The organism is Stenotrophomonas sp. NPDC077420, assembly GCF_044543385.1.
GTDB lineage: Bacteria > Pseudomonadota > Gammaproteobacteria > Xanthomonadales > Xanthomonadaceae > Stenotrophomonas.
The window spans coordinates 92577-106405 of sequence record NZ_JBITVZ010000006.1 but is presented as its reverse complement, the minus strand read 5'-3'; the positions used below and the strand labels follow the sequence as shown (position 1 = coordinate 106405).

At 69.7% G+C, this 13829-nt stretch carries 10 protein-coding genes and 1 other RNA gene; 6 read left to right on the top strand and 5 right to left on the bottom strand.

The window, feature by feature from the left end; translation table 11 throughout:
* Window positions 1-85 precede the first annotated feature (85 nt).
* Window positions 86-1315 carry an SGNH/GDSL hydrolase family protein gene (locus ACIGII_RS08305; RefSeq protein ID WP_399636522.1) on the top strand — a complete coding sequence of 410 codons (1230 nt, stop codon included), beginning with the start codon at window positions 86-88 and terminating at the stop codon, window positions 1313-1315.
* Window positions 1316-1349: 34 nt separating this feature from the next.
* On the opposite strand, the gene fur is transcribed toward ACIGII_RS08305, so the two are convergent.
* Window positions 1350-1766, bottom strand: coding sequence for a ferric iron uptake transcriptional regulator (fur, locus tag ACIGII_RS08300; RefSeq protein ID WP_068851145.1), 417 nt, complete (start codon window positions 1764-1766; stop codon window positions 1350-1352).
* A 103-nt stretch (window positions 1767-1869) separates the two neighbouring features.
* Here fur and ACIGII_RS08295 point away from each other — a divergent pair, with 103 nt between their 5' ends.
* Window positions 1870-2265, top strand: a complete 396-nt coding sequence (locus tag ACIGII_RS08295; protein WP_399636526.1) for an outer membrane protein assembly factor BamE — start codon at window positions 1870-1872, stop codon at window positions 2263-2265.
* Window positions 2266-2357: 92 nt separating this feature from the next.
* On the opposite strand, the gene ACIGII_RS08290 is transcribed toward ACIGII_RS08295, so the two are convergent.
* Window positions 2358-2621, bottom strand: coding sequence for an RnfH family protein (locus ACIGII_RS08290; protein WP_399636529.1), 264 nt, complete (start codon window positions 2619-2621; stop codon window positions 2358-2360).
* 3 nt (window positions 2622-2624) lie between these two features.
* Window positions 2625-3053: a type II toxin-antitoxin system RatA family toxin gene (locus ACIGII_RS08285; RefSeq protein WP_399636532.1), complete on the bottom strand. Its 429-nt coding sequence runs from the start codon at window positions 3051-3053 to the stop codon at window positions 2625-2627.
* Window positions 3054-3110: 57 nt separating this feature from the next.
* Here ACIGII_RS08285 and smpB point away from each other — a divergent pair, with 57 nt between their 5' ends.
* The 3 genes from smpB (at window position 3111) to ssrA (ending at window position 4596) form a co-directional block, all read left to right on the top strand.
* Complete coding sequence (gene smpB / locus ACIGII_RS08280; protein ID WP_145477914.1) at window positions 3111-3614, top strand: SsrA-binding protein SmpB; 504 nt, start codon at window positions 3111-3113, stop codon at window positions 3612-3614.
* Between the two features lie 121 nt (window positions 3615-3735).
* On the top strand, window positions 3736-4092 hold the full coding sequence (locus ACIGII_RS08275; RefSeq protein ID WP_399636535.1) for a hypothetical protein: 357 nt from the start codon (window positions 3736-3738) through the stop codon (window positions 4090-4092).
* Between the two features lie 111 nt (window positions 4093-4203).
* Window positions 4204-4596, top strand: a transfer-messenger RNA (tmRNA) gene (gene ssrA / locus ACIGII_RS08270).
* Window positions 4597-5139: 543 nt separating this feature from the next.
* On the opposite strand, the gene ACIGII_RS08265 is transcribed toward ssrA, so the two are convergent.
* Window positions 5140-5451 carry a hypothetical protein gene (locus ACIGII_RS08265; RefSeq protein WP_068851121.1) on the bottom strand — a complete coding sequence of 104 codons (312 nt, stop codon included), beginning with the start codon at window positions 5449-5451 and terminating at the stop codon, window positions 5140-5142.
* A 39-nt stretch (window positions 5452-5490) separates the two neighbouring features.
* On the bottom strand, window positions 5491-5805 hold the full coding sequence (locus tag ACIGII_RS08260; RefSeq protein ID WP_399636538.1) for a hypothetical protein: 315 nt from the start codon (window positions 5803-5805) through the stop codon (window positions 5491-5493).
* Between the two features lie 460 nt (window positions 5806-6265).
* Between ACIGII_RS08260 and ACIGII_RS08255 the strand changes: the two genes are divergently transcribed.
* A complete protein-coding gene (locus tag ACIGII_RS08255) occupies window positions 6266-13747 on the top strand; it encodes a deaminase domain-containing protein (RefSeq protein ID WP_399636539.1) in 7482 nt (2493 codons plus the stop codon).
* Window positions 13748-13829 lie beyond the last annotated feature (82 nt).

The following is a 13829-nucleotide window of genomic DNA, read 5'->3' as shown; positions in this document are numbered from 1 at the left end:
AATTCACAGATGATTGTCGTCAGGCAGTCTAGTTCACAGAACGACGCCCGCGCACCATGGCCGCCTCTTTCCTGGACCGGCTGCCATGCATCCCTTGATCCGCCTTGCCACGGGCGCCCTGCTCGGGTTCTCCACCGCTACCCCCGCATTCTCCTCCGACCCGGCCGCCACGCACTGGGTGGCCACATGGCAGGCCAGCCCGCAACCGGTGTGGCCGGCCGGATTCCTCTTCCCCACCGGCATCCCGCACTCCCTGCACGACCAGACCTTCCGCCAGACCGCCCGCATCAGCCTGGGCGGCCCGCGCCTGCGCATCCGACTGAGCAATGCCTATGGCACCACACCGCTGCGGATCGGCGCGGCCAGTGTCGCCGGCAGCGTCGACCGGGCGCCGCAGGCCCTGCGCTTCGACGGCCAGCCGGGCACCGTGATCGCCCCGGGGCAGCAACGGCTCAGCGATCCGCTGGCCATGCCCACGGTCGACCTGCAGGCGGTGCAGGTCTCACTGCATGTCCCCGGCCCCACGCCGCTGCAGGGCTTCCATTGGGATGGGCGCCAGACCAGCGCCATCGCGCCCGGTGACCAGACCGCCCGGGCGGCGCTGCTCGACAGCACCGCCACCACCGCGCGGGTGCTGCTGACCGGCATCGACGTGGAAGCGCCTGCCATCGCGCGCAGCGTGGTGGTGATCGGCGACTCGATCACCGACGGCGCCACCGCCACCCTGGACCACGACCAGCGCTGGACCGACCACCTGGCCGCCCGGCTCGCGCCGCAGCGCCTGGCGGTGGTCAATGCCGGCATCTCCGGCGGCCGCCTGCTGCGCGATGGCATGGGCGAGGCGGCGCTGGCACGGTTCCAGCGCGACGTGCTCGACCAGCCCGGCGTGGCCAGCGTGGTGGTGCTGATCGGCATCAATGACATCAGCTGGCCGGGCACGGCCTTCGCCCGGGACCAGCCGCGCCCGTCGCTGGGCCAGCTAAAGGCCGGTTATCGCCAGCTGATCCAACGGGCGCATGCCCGCGGGCTGCGGATTGTCGGAGCCACGCTGACCCCGTTCGCGGGCGCCCTGCCCGGCACCCCGCTGCACGACTATTACCAGCCCGACAAGGACCGGCTGCGCCGCCGGCTCAATGCCTGGCTGCGGGAGGATGCCGGGTTCGATGCGGTGATCGACCTCGACGCCGCGCTGCGCGACCCGGTAGACCCCGCCCGCCTGGCACCGGCGTTCGATTCCGGCGACCACCTGCACCCGGGCGACGCCGGCAACCGGGCCATGGCCGAGGCGGTGGATGTGGGGGTGTTCGGGCGATGAAAAACTTGCGGTAGCTACCGTAACGGCTACGCCGTTACTTGCGTTTTTTGCGCACGTAGAGCACCAGAGAGTGCTCTTCCAGCTCGTAGCCGTGGTCGGCCGCGATCTTGCGCTGCAGTTCTTCGATTTCGTGGCTTTCGAACTCGATGATCTTGCCCGAGTCGACGTCGACCATATGGTCGTGGTGGCCGCCGCGGTCCAGCTCGTAGACGGCCTGGCCGCCCTCGAAATTGTGCTTCAGCACCAGGCCGGCGGCCTCGAACTGGGTCAGCACCCGGTACACCGTGGCCAGGCCGATCTCGTCGCCGTGCTCCAGCAGCTGGCGGTAGATGTCCTCGGCCGTCATGTGGTGCTGGTGCTTCTGGGCGTCGCGCTGCTCGAGCAGGGCAAGGATCCGCATACGCGGATGGGTCACCTTCAGGCCGACTTTGCGCAGGTCGTGGGTTTCCATAGGTCTCCGTTCATTGGCGATTTAGCGCCAGCTGCCTCGGATCGGGTCGCGGCGACACGTTCGGAGTGTATCATCGACTCGATTTCCCCAACCGCCATTCCCGATGCGCAATCTCCTGCTGGTCGCCGCCGTTGCCCTGTCCACCACGGGCTGCGGCATCATCTACAAGCAACCCATCTACCAGGGCAACCTGATCCGGGAGCAGGCCGTCGGTCAGCTGCAGGTCGGTCAGAGCAAGCAGCAGGTGAACACCCTGCTGGGTACCCCGTCCATCGACGACCCGTTCCATGCCCAGCGCTGGGACTACACCGCCACCCAGCGGCTGGATCGCCTGGGCCGCACCGAAGTGAAGAATTTCACCGTGTTCTTCGAGAACGACCAGGTCACCCGCTGGGAAGGCGACTATTTCCCGAGCAATGACGCCCAGCTGGCCAAGGACCAGGTCCGCCAGTTCGGCCGCAACCTGGCCAAGGACAAGAAGAAGCAGCGCGGCCGGTAAGCCGGCGCGTGGGTGGCGCCGGGCCCGGCCGGCTCCCCCCCTGGTTGATGCGTTGCGTTGCCGCGTAGCCACCGGTTCAACGCCCGCCGGGTTCAGCGCGATCGGGGCGCGGCCCGGCGGCGCCGGTTGTCCTTCGGGTCGGCCAGCAGCGGTCGCAGCAGCTCCACCCGGTCTCCCTCCCGCAGCACCTGCCCGCCCGGGGCGATGAGTCCATGGACGGCCACCGCCGGACAGGCGTCGCTGCCCTCGATGGCGGCCGCTGCGATCGCATCGGCCACCGTGGCGCCCTCGTCCAGGGCCAGCACGACTGACACGGCCCGCTCGGGCCAGGCCAGTACCACTTCGACCCGGATCACGGTTCAGTCCTGCGCGTCGGCAACGCGCACGAAATCATTGACCATGCGGTCGGCCAGGCCCTGGAACCCCAGCGCCAGCGCCGGCCCCAGCAGCCGCGAGGTCGGTTCGAACTCCAGGGTCAGGCTCACCTTGCAGGCGTCTTCGGCCAGCGCATGGAATTCCCAGCGACCGTGCAGGCGCTTGAACGGACCATCGCGCAGCTGCATATCGATGTGATGCGGGCGCTGCAGGGTGTTTTCGGTCGTGAACCAGGTGGAAAACGACCCCAGGCCCAGGTCCAGTCGCGCCACCACCCGGTCCGGACCGGTTTCCAGGATGTGCGCGGCCGAACACCAGCGGAACCGCTGCGGGTAGGCATCGATATCGTTGACCAGGTCGAACATGCGGGCAGCCGAATGTTCGACCAGGGCACTGCGTTTGATAGTTGGCATGCGAAGGCTTGGCTGGCGAATCGACCACGAAGGGCCCGAATCGGAGACAATAGGTAAATGAGCAAGAACAGCGCCAAGGATAAAGCAAAGAACGCGACGGCCAACAAAACCATCGCGCTCAACAAGCGTGCCCGCCACGAGTACAGCCTGGAGGATCGCTTCGAGGCCGGCCTGGCCCTGCAGGGCTGGGAGGTGAAGTCGATCCGCGCCGGCCGCGGCAACATCGTCGACGCCTATGCCTACATCAAGGACGGCGAGATCTTCCTGATCGGGGCCCAGATCACGCCGTTGATCCAGGCCTCCACCCACGTGGTGGCCAACGACCGCCGCGAGCGCAAGCTGCTGCTCCACCGCAGCGAGATCGACAAGCTGGTCGGCAAGGTCGAACGTGACGGCTACACCATCGTGCCCACCGCGATGTACTGGAGCAAGAACAAGATCAAGCTGGAAGTGGCGCTGGCCAAGGGCAAGCAGACCCACGACAAGCGCGATGCCGAAAAGGACCGCGACTGGGCCCGCGAGAAGCAGCGCACCATGCGCCGCCACAACCGCGACGCCTGACCACGCTGCCGGCTGCCCGGAACACCGCCGCGCGCCACACCCCCGGAGCGCCAGCCCCTGCCTGGCTGCTCTGGCCGGCCGCCAATGTCACAATCCCCCCAATACCCGCCCGGAGCATCGCGTGACCCAGGAAACCCCCCAGCCGACCCCCGCGAACGCTGATCCCCTCGCCGAGCTCCAGGCCGACATCGCCGCCTACGAGACCATCTTCGGCGAGCTGACCCGCGCCATGGACCCGGCTGCCCTGCTCAAGGTCCTGACCTACCTGCAGCGCAACGCCAAGCGCGACGCCTCCGAGAACCAGACCTACGATTCCCTGGCGCACCGCCGCCTGGTGGCCCGGATCGAGGCCCTGATGGCGCGGGCCGAACCCGAGGCCCGCAAGCAGGCCATGACCCAGCGCAACGCCCAGAACCACGAGCGCAAGGTGCGGGCCAAGCACCAGGCCGACAGCAAGCGCCAGCGTGAAGGCAGGTAAATCCGACAGGGCCGTGACGTTTTCAGGTGACTGTTCAGCTGAATCGGAGTAGCATCGGCCCTATCAAGTAACGTCTGGTTCGCCAGGCGCCTTGCAGTTCTTGAAGAAACCGGGGGTGCATTGGTTTCGACGGGGGTTGTGAAGTCACTTGGTGCATGCCGAGGGGGCAGCTTTCCTCGTAAATCCAGCCGCAAAACTCTAGTTGCCAACGACGACAACTACGCTCCGGTCGCTCTCGCAGCCTAAAAGCTGTTTGAGTTACCTTCTGCCGACTTAGGCGGAGCCCCGAACCCACTTGTGTCCATGCTCGTCGGTGTAGGGTCATTATCATGGAATCGGTTGTGATGGCTGCCTGTCAGTCGCGACCTAACCTGAAGCAGGCTGATCCTGGGGTGCGTTTCGCACACCGTACTGCCACAGGACGACACCAAACGGTGAGCTAAGCATGTAGAACTGGGGATGGAGTGCCTTCGGACGGCGGTTCAATTCCGCCCACCTCCACCAACGCAGGGTCTGAAAGGACCCAGAGAAGCCGGGAGATCCTGATGGAATGGGACTCTCGGCTTTTTTTTGTCCGCAGCGTAAGAGAGTTGCGCTGCAGCCTGTGGCCTGCGTCGCCATCCAACGGGCCGCCGAAGATTCATAACCAAGCCCTGTCTACAAACGCCGGGAGGCAGGAGGCCGTCGCGCAGAGCGACGACCTCCTGCAACCGGTTTACTGACAGACGAATTCCTGCGCCGAGTCGATCATGTTCACGTCGAGCTCCTCATAGGCGATCTCGACGGTTTCCATAAGGGAAAAATAGAGCACTGCGCGCTCGCCGACATTACAGGGGGCCGGCAGATCACCGCGAGCAGGCACAGCGCGGCTGCGGTGAGAGGTCTAAATCCTTTCAACATGACTATCATCCTCTGAAGTGGCGTAGTGCACGCATCATGCGCGCCGCCTGAGTCAATCCAGCCTGTCATGTCGCAAATAAGACGTGCTCGGCAGTTTGAGCTTCGGAGCCCTCCGTCCGTCGGGTGCAGGCCGCCCTCCCCCGCTGACTACGGCAACGTGAACTTCCGCGCCATCCGCGTCGGCCACAGCGAGGTGAACTGCGCGCCGCCGACCAGGCGGTAGGCGGCGGACACGCTGTGCATCACGCCCATGCGTTCCAGCACGTCCTTGGCCTTGCGAAAGGTCGGGCGCGGGTCCGCGGTTCCCATGAAGAGGTTGATCTCTTTCGCGCTCACATCGTAGCCGTCCAGTTTCGCCGCGCTGCCCAGCGCCGCGCCCAGGTCCGCCTCCAAGGTCGCCAGGAAGGCCTCGTCGTCCAGCGACTTCCGCCAGAATTTGATGATCAGCTCGTATTCCATGGGTCGTGCGGCCAGTGATGGGGGACTGCCCAGAGTACGCTACCGCACCTTCCACAGGTCAGCGGCGTAGTAGCGCCACACGCCGGGCAGCAGATACATTCCCGCCACGATGAGGACTACGGCCACCCACATCGTGAAGATCCCGGCCATCAGCACGCCGGCGAAGAATGTCGCCACCGCAATCAGAAAGGCGACCGCTTCGACCCAGAAAGGCAGCCGCAGCACGGCGGAACAGAACGGGCATTGCCCCTCCCAGGGCGTGGTTGGATTGTGGCGGCTGAAGGTCGAGCACATCTCCAGGTAACTCACGTCGAAAAAGCGCCTGCAATGCAGGCACTGTACGCGGACCGCCATGGTGTCCTCCCTCCGCCCTCCTGGCGGCCTCGTGGATGCTTATACGCGGACTTGCCGGCCTGTTCCACTGCCAGCACTCACGTTCTGATCACCCGTAGTGGTCGGCGTAGGGGTGAGACCCGACACCCCACCCTTCCGGAGCGCGAGCGCTGCCCACCTGCCGGCATCCTCCATCCCGCAATGATCTCGATGAGTGCCGCCTCTCTCTTAGTCAGCTTCCATTCGCGTTGTCGATTGCAGCGCGCAAGGCGGTACGTAGGATCGGCGCCCTTCCGCGCCCCCTGCGCCTGTCGTGATGCCGTTGCCTGTGCCCAAGATGTCCCGTTGCCCGACGCTGCCCATTGTTTCCCCCGCTCCGCTTCAGTACACCGCTCCAACCTCGATGCGCGCGCATCCGGCTGCAACGCCAGAGCAGGTACACAACCGCGTGCAGGCACGGCCACTCCTGCACGTGCCGCTTATGGACGTGCCGCGCGCGCGGCTGCTGGCATTGGCCGACGACCTCGCGCGGGGGCCGATCGACACCGCGGTGCTGCACGCCCTGCTCGAGGGTGGGCTGCCCGGCACCCCGTTGGGCACCGCACTGTCGGAGTGGCTCGCCGCACGGTGCGCGCTGCCGGCCTGCAGCCACGACGAGGCGGCGGCCTGGCGCTGCGTGCTGCAGTGCGCCCTGCACCTGCCGCAGGCGCAATGGGAGGTGGAATGCATGCCCGAACGGCCCCGCCTGCACGCCGCCACCGCCGCCCGCGATCCGCTGCTGCACTGCCTGCGCGACGCACTGTACCGTCCGCTGGAGATCGCGCCGGGCGCGTGGCAGTCACAGCTGGCAGCGCAGCGTGGGCAGCAGGCAGACACCGATGCGCGGCAACTTGCGCGGCAGCAACAGCGCGCGCGGTTCCTCGGCCAGGACACGCCCGCGCGCCATGCATCCATGGCCGCGCATCTCGCGCAGCTCGCGCCGGACGCATCGCCGCAGACCCTGCAGCGGGCGCTGCGCTGCATCCGCCAGCACGAGCAGCGCGATGCAGGGCTGCTCGACCTGCGGGCGGGACTGCCGGTGGTGTTCTCCGAGGCGCGCGATGCCGCCTCGATGGCGGCGATCCGGCAACGCCTCACCGCCTTGCAGCGCGGGACGGCCGAGCGGCAGTCCACGGCACCGGCAGCGCCTTCCGCCCTCGCCGTGGCATTGCTGGACGTCGCGCGCGAGGCCAGCGTTGATCTGCCTGCCGCCGTCCAGCCGGTGGGCCGCTACGACAGCGTCGCGCGCGCGCTGGTCAGCCTGCTCAGCGCGCCGTTGCAGCTGCCGCAGGTGGTGAAGACCGGCTTCGACCTCAGCTTTGCGGCCGCCTCCGGTGCCGCCCTGCTGGGCGGCACGGCGCTGCCGCGACCCGACGCCGTGGCGAACGCGGCGCAGCCGCTCGGGCAAGGCGGCGCGTGGGCCGGTCCCGTCGATGCCGTCGCATGCACACCGCTCGCGGGCCACCCGCCGCTGGCCGACCATGGCCGCACGCTGCTGGGCCGCCAGCTCCCCGGCACCGCCGTTGCCGTGCCCGGGCAGTGCTGGGAGCAGCGGCATCGGGTGCCCGGAATGCTGCGCGAGCAGGCCGCCGCCATCGGCGACTTCCTGGCGGCGCAGCCGAGCGGGCCGGCGGCCGCGAGGGTGGCGGAAAACCCGCGTCCGGCATCGCTCGACCTGGCGCGGTGGCAACAAGCGGCGGTCGCCCCGCGCGCCGCAGCAGGCGCGTTGACCGACCTGGGCATTCCCGTGTCGAGTGCTTCCCCGTCCGCGGGGGTGTTCAACGGCGCCGCCGCGCAGGCGATGGTGCCGGTCCACGGCGGGCTGCCGCTGCCGCTGCTGGCGCCCCTGATCGAACGCCTCGCCCCCGGCGACTGGTGGGACACGCTGGACTGGCAGGTTCCGCGTACGCCTGGCGGCCTGCATGCGGCGGTCACCGATGCCTTCGCGCAGGCCGGACTGGACCTGCAGCATCGCGCCCCCGACCCGGACGCGCTTGCGGCCTTCTTCGATTCGGCCCCGCTGCGCGCGTGGTACGCCGCGTTGCAGCGCCTGCCGATGCTGCCCGATGATGCGCGGCGCGACCTGGCCGACGGCGGCAGCCTGGCGCGCGCGTATGCCTTCACCCGGATGCTGCAGCTGCTCACCCACACGGCGCGTGCCACCGGCGAACGGCGCGCACTGCATGGCCTGGCCCGTATCGGGCGTGCGACCGCGACATTCCTGCAGGCGCAGGAACCGGACGTCGTCGCCGACGCGCAGGCGCATTTCGATGCGGTGGCCTGGACCACCGACACCGTGGCCGGCCGACTGGCAGTACCGCTGACGGGGGCGCAGCTGCAGGCGCACCGCACGCGCATGCACGAGGCTTACGGCTGGCCCCTGCCACATGGCGCCAGCGTGGCCGACATGCGTGCCTGGCTGGTCCAGGCACGGCCTGCGCTGCTGGACGAGACCGGCTTCAACCTGCTCGACCGTGCCGACACACTGCTGGCCGACCTGCTGGTCACGCTGCGCCGGGACCTGGATCCGCTGCGCTTCGGCGCAGGCTGGGACTGGCGCGCCAAGCCGCCCACCCAGGCCGACTGGCGCGATCACCTGGAGCGCAGGGCCGCCGTCGCCGGCACGCACTGGGTGACCGAGCTGGGCGCGCTGTTCCACCACCTGGCCGCGTCGCTGGCGCGTTATGAAGACCTGGAACCGGCGCTGCCGTCGGTGATCGACCCCCGACGCAACAACCTGCGCGTGCTCACCGGTGCGCTGATCGCACCGGTGCTGCAGCTGTATGCGGGCGTGGACCTGCCCATGACAGAGGCCGACCCGTGGTACCGGGCGGCGTACCCTGCCTTCTCCGACTTTTTCGCATGGACCGGCGGCGCGCGCGCGTCGGGCGCGCTGGACCGGCTGGACGCCCTGGATCTGGCCAACACCCCCGAACGCATCCGTCCGCTGCTGCGCCCGATGACCGTCACCCTGCCCTTGCCGGCCGCCGTGCTGCAGCACCTGCTGGGACGCGACCGCATCGCCGACGACCCGGAGCAACAGGCGCGCGACCTGCTGCGCCTGCAGCGCGGGCGCGACAGTCACCAGCTGATCGCAGACCTGCTGGACATCGACGTGGACGCGGTCAGTCCGGAACTGGTGCATGGCTTCTACCGGCAGCTGGCCGCAGCGCCCGGCGCGGAGGCACTGGGCAGCTGGCGCGACACCTTCCAGCGCGGCTCGACCTGGCCTCTGTCGCCGGCGGAGTGGCTGACCCTGCTGCCGCAGGACGCGCTGGCGGCGCTGTGGCGCGCGCCAGGCATGCGCAGCAACCGCGACGGCGTGGTCCACGCCGTACGGCATGCCCTCGCCAGCATGACCGACGCCCGCGCAGCGGCGCCCCTGCCGACGCTGTGGACGCGGATCATGGATGCACCACAGGCCCTGGACCGGTGGTGCGCCAGCCCCGACGCCCAGCGCACGATCTGGCAGCACCTGCTGCGCTCGGTCGCCGGCCGCAACGCCGGCTCACGCCTGGACCGCGAGGCCCCGCTGTCGGCCAGCACCTGCGCCGCCCTGCTCGCCGGCTCGGCCGAAGCGCAGCTGGTGGCCGCGGGGGCAGCGCTGGCGGTGGCCAGCGACCCGGCCGTGGACGGCGCCCCGGTGCTCTCGCTGGCCATCGACCTCAGGGCACGCCATCCGGCGCTGAGCGTCGACGAAGCGCTCGCATTCGCCGTGGCACTGCTGCCACCGGCGCTGCGCGGGGAGCCGCCCGCGCGCGCCGCGCTGGCGTTCCCGCTGCTGCTCGACAGCGCGGACATTGTCGGCACCAACGACGCGGAAACGTGGGCGCTGCCCGGATTCGAGGTCTTCGCCACGCCGCACGACGCAACTGCCCCATCCGCCGAGCCGGCGCCGTTGCCCGCCGTGGACGACCTGCTCGAACGGTTCGGGCTGTCGCTGCTGCATCCTGCCGCGCAGGACAGCAGCGATGCAGCGCCGCTGGCGGCCGCCGATGCCTGGGCACTGATGTCGCGCACGCGCCAGTTCGCTGCGCTGTGCCGGCCGTTGCTGGCCGATGCCGACTGGCTGGGCGGTGATGGCCCGGCGCAGGTGTCCACGCGCGGCGCGCAGACCCTGCTGGCGCAGCGGATGCTGGAGAATTACATCGGCCGTACCCGGATCGACGCGCTGCGCGAACGCTTCGCCGCACCGGCGGTGGTGGATGTGCCGTTCCACCAGCTTGCCCACGAACTGCGCGCTGCCGTGCTGGACCGCAACAGCGACGCGTCGCCGGCGGCACTGGAGGTGCTGTACTGGCTGCTGACCAGCGAGCTGGGACAACCGGCGTTGCAGGTGGAGGGGGTTCCGGAATGGCTCAGCTATGGTCGCTCGCTGCAGAGCGTGGCGCTGCGGCACGGCGCCACGCTGCTGGATGGCATGCAGCCCGGCGCCTGCAGCCGGGTCGGCTTCGCGGCCGTCTGCGCGCTGTCCGCGCAACTGGCGATGCCCGCGCACACGCCCGGCGAGCACGACGATCTGCACGCGGAGTGGGCACGTGCACTGGTGCCTGCGGCGCTGGGCTATGCGGTGGCGCATACGGGCGCAGGCAACGGCACCCGGCTGGATGCCGCCACCGGGCAACGGCTGGCCGACGCGCTGGACCGGCTGCAGGCCGACCAGGGCGCGCACGCGCTGCATGTACAGCAGCTGGCCAGCCCATCGCCCCGGCGCAGGGACATTGCCGCGCGGATCCTCCGCGAAGCGGGCGTCGATGAGGCGCTGTGGTCGCAACGCCCGGCCGACATCGGCGAGGACTACCTGGCCCGGCACGGCATCGTGCCCTCGCGCCTGATCGCCTTCGAGCGGCATCTGTACGAACTGGTCAAACCGGACGCCGCAGGCATGCGCGCGTCCGACGATGCGCGTGAACGCGCGATGGTCACCGCCGACGACAGCCTGCAGGCGCTGGTGATGGCCGACGCCTGGGTGTCGACCCGCGCACCGACCACCGCCAGCCGTTTCGACAGCGCCTGCGAGGTCTGGCAGCACACGGTGGAAACCGGTCTGGCCGGTCTGATCCGCACCGCCCTGGATGGCCTGCCGAGCGCCGACCGTGAGCTGATCGAACGCGCCGCGTGCACGCCCCTGCGCGTGCGCTGCGACGCGCGCGTGGCCGACCAGGGCCTGCTGCTGCGCTGCCAGCCGACGGCGCCCGGCGCCGGGACGGCGTACTACGAAATCGTTCCCCAGGCCGGGATGGCGCGGCGGGTGTGGCGGGACCGTACACTCGGCGACCTGGTCGACTTCGACGGCCTGGTGAGCGGTGCGGTGCAGGGTCACCGCGACGGCAACCAGCTTGCCCCGCTGACCGGCCTGACGCTCACGCCGTACGGCGCAACGGTCTCCGGAAACGGCGAAGGCACGATGGCGCGCCTTGCCACGGCCGCGGCGACGCAGTTCTGGCAGGCACGGTTCGAACAGACCCGCGCGGACGAGCTGGCCCAGCTGACCGGACTGGAACAGCTGCACCAGCGCGAACTGCATCAGCTCAATGCTGTCGCCGAGTTCCTCGTGCCGCTGTACACCTGCGTCGAGAAGCTCCAGGCAGGCGAGGTCTCGGCGGGTACGGCCATCGACTGCGGGATGGGTATCGCGTCCATTGCCGCGCCCGCGGTCGACTTCCTGTCCAGCACGGTCAAGCTCGTGGTCACCGCCGGCGAACGCAGCATCCAATCGGTTGCCGCCGACGCCGGCGCCGCACTGCAGACGCTGGCGGCCTCGCTGGTGATGGCGGGCGGCGCGGGTACGGTGCGCAACGTGGCCAATGCCGCAGGATGGGTCGGCGGGCATGCCCTGGAAAGCGCGCTGCACGGGGCCGCGTGGTTGAAGCAGGTGCTGCGCGGCAGCCCGGCGCTGGAACGCTCGGCGCTGGCGCTGGAACAGGCGGCGGCCCGCGGCGCGACGCCCGCGGCCGCACTGCAGGAACACCGTGTACGGGCACCCACGCTGGCCGAGGCGCGGTTGCAGGACGGCGCTACGGTGCTGGCCGTGGCCCGTGGAACGGCGTGGCACCGCTACGATGTGTACAGCGGACAGCCTTACGGACCGGCGCTGGAGGCGTTCACGCTGGACCATGACCTGCCGCCCGTCCTTCCCGCGCGGCGTACCGGGAGCGGGCTGCAGATCGCCATCGGCGACACGCCGGCGCAGTTCCTGGATCACGGCCACGACGACTGGGAGGTGGTGATCCGCGACCAGCACTACCGGCTCAACCCGGCCGGCGATGCATTCGAACGGGTCGCCACGCCGGCCGGGCGCGAGCCGGCCGGCCAATGGCGCGAACTGCCGGCACGCTGCCGACCGCGCCGATCACTGGAGGCCATTCCCTGCGTACGCCAGTCGCGGCTGCGGTTCACGCCCGACGCAGCGAAAGACCTGGACGTCGACGCGCTGCCGGATGCACGCGTCGACGCCATCGCAGCCGCTACCCGCGAGTTCACCCTGGATCTGGGTCGGGTGGATCCGGACAGCGGCACACCGCTTCGTCTAGCAGTACACCAGGGCCGGATCTGCGCGTGGACGCCGGGTGCCGCCGCTGCGCCGCCCAGACTGGTTCCCATCACCGCCGCGCAGCTGCAGGCGCTGGGACTGCCCGAGCGCGTGGCGTACCCCGACACGCTGGAGGCAACGCTGGCACCCGAGCCACGCTTCGGCCTGCGCGGGGCGCCCACCGACGAACGCATCACCCGGCTGCAGCACATGCTGCCGGTGGTGGATGTGGGCGCGCTGCTTCCGGCGGTGGCCGACGCCCGCCGCGTGCGCGCGCTCCGGCTGGAATCGCCGTTCCTGCGTGGGCTGTGCATCGAACCCGATGACGGCGTGATCTACCGGGCCGCGCTGCCCGAAGACGGTGGCGGCGGTGCCACGCTGCAGTTCACCCGCATGGACCCCGAGCGCGATGCCGCGGCCCTCAATACCTACCTGCGCGCGGCCGAAGGCCATCGCATGAACCTGCTGCGTCCGTACCTGGAGCAGGACCGCGAGAACATCGCGCGGCTGGCCTACAGTTACCTGCGGCCCGGCCTGGACGCAGAACAACTGGCGCGTTTCCCGACCTACGAGGCCTACGTGGCGTACTTCGCCGCACGCGGTCGCCCGGACGTGCTCAAGCGGTACGCGGACAGCGTGCTCACCGGTGCACGCGAACAACGCGGCTTCGTGCAGATCGCACGCCGTCGCATTCCCGACTGGCAGGCGCTTGCCAGCAGCTCCGACGCAGAACGATCCGAAAGCGCCACCATCCTCAATGCCCTGCTGCCGGCGACTGGCGGCAAGGGCAGCTGGACCGCCGTGGATGCTGCGATGCTGGCCCGGCCCGACGCCGGCAAGCAGATCCTGGAGCACCTCAAGGGCGGCAACCTTGCGTATGTCGAGATCGTGGACCGCGACGGCACCCGGACGATCTATCACGCGATCTCCGGCGGAAAACGCACCCGGGGTGTCCAGGGGCGCCCGGACGCACTACTTCCCGACGGCACCCGCATGGTCGACGCACGCAAGGCGATGCAGGGAGTCGAACCGCTGCCCACCATCACCAGCCTGCCCGTGCTGCGCCATGCGGGCGACCTGCGCGAACTGCAATTCAGCCGCGCCCTGGATTCGGAGCGGCTGATCCTCAGCCGCCTGGGCGCACACCCGCAGGCCGTCCTGTTCCGGCTGGTGTCCGTGCTCGACATGTGCCCCTCGTGCGGCGGGGTCGTCCTGCAGATGGCCCGCAACCAGTTCCCCGACGCCACGTTCTCGGTGCGTTACCTGCTGGATTACGGCACCACGGCCGCGTCCATGACGGCGCAGGAACCGGCCGCCGCGGCCGCGCTGGTGCCCGATCCCGACCTGGTGACCTACTTCCAGCAGTGGCGGCGCGAGCGCGGCATACCCTGAACACCCCTGCGGCTGTACGCGACGCCGTTGCTGGGCCATGCTGGGCCCGGTGGCGGCATCCGCCGCGCCATCACGTAACCGC

What these genes read in the sequence shown, in the direction of transcription:
- ACIGII_RS08305 (WP_399636522.1), top strand. Translation starts at nt 86, where the DNA reads ATGCATCCCTTGATCCGCCTTGCCACGGGCGCCCTGCTCGGGTTCTCC.
- fur (WP_068851145.1), bottom strand. Translation starts at nt 1,766, where the DNA reads ATGGAAACCCACGACCTGCGCAAAGTCGGCCTGAAGGTGACCCATCCG.
- ACIGII_RS08295 (WP_399636526.1), top strand. Translation starts at nt 1,870, where the DNA reads ATGCGCAATCTCCTGCTGGTCGCCGCCGTTGCCCTGTCCACCACGGGC.
- ACIGII_RS08285 (WP_399636532.1), bottom strand. Translation starts at nt 3,053, where the DNA reads ATGCCAACTATCAAACGCAGTGCCCTGGTCGAACATTCGGCTGCCCGC.
- smpB (WP_145477914.1), top strand. Translation starts at nt 3,111, where the DNA reads ATGAGCAAGAACAGCGCCAAGGATAAAGCAAAGAACGCGACGGCCAAC.
- ACIGII_RS08265 (WP_068851121.1), bottom strand. Translation starts at nt 5,451, where the DNA reads ATGGAATACGAGCTGATCATCAAATTCTGGCGGAAGTCGCTGGACGAC.
- ACIGII_RS08260 (WP_399636538.1), bottom strand. Translation starts at nt 5,805, where the DNA reads ATGGCGGTCCGCGTACAGTGCCTGCATTGCAGGCGCTTTTTCGACGTG.
- ACIGII_RS08255 (WP_399636539.1), top strand. Translation starts at nt 6,266, where the DNA reads ATGGACGTGCCGCGCGCGCGGCTGCTGGCATTGGCCGACGACCTCGCG.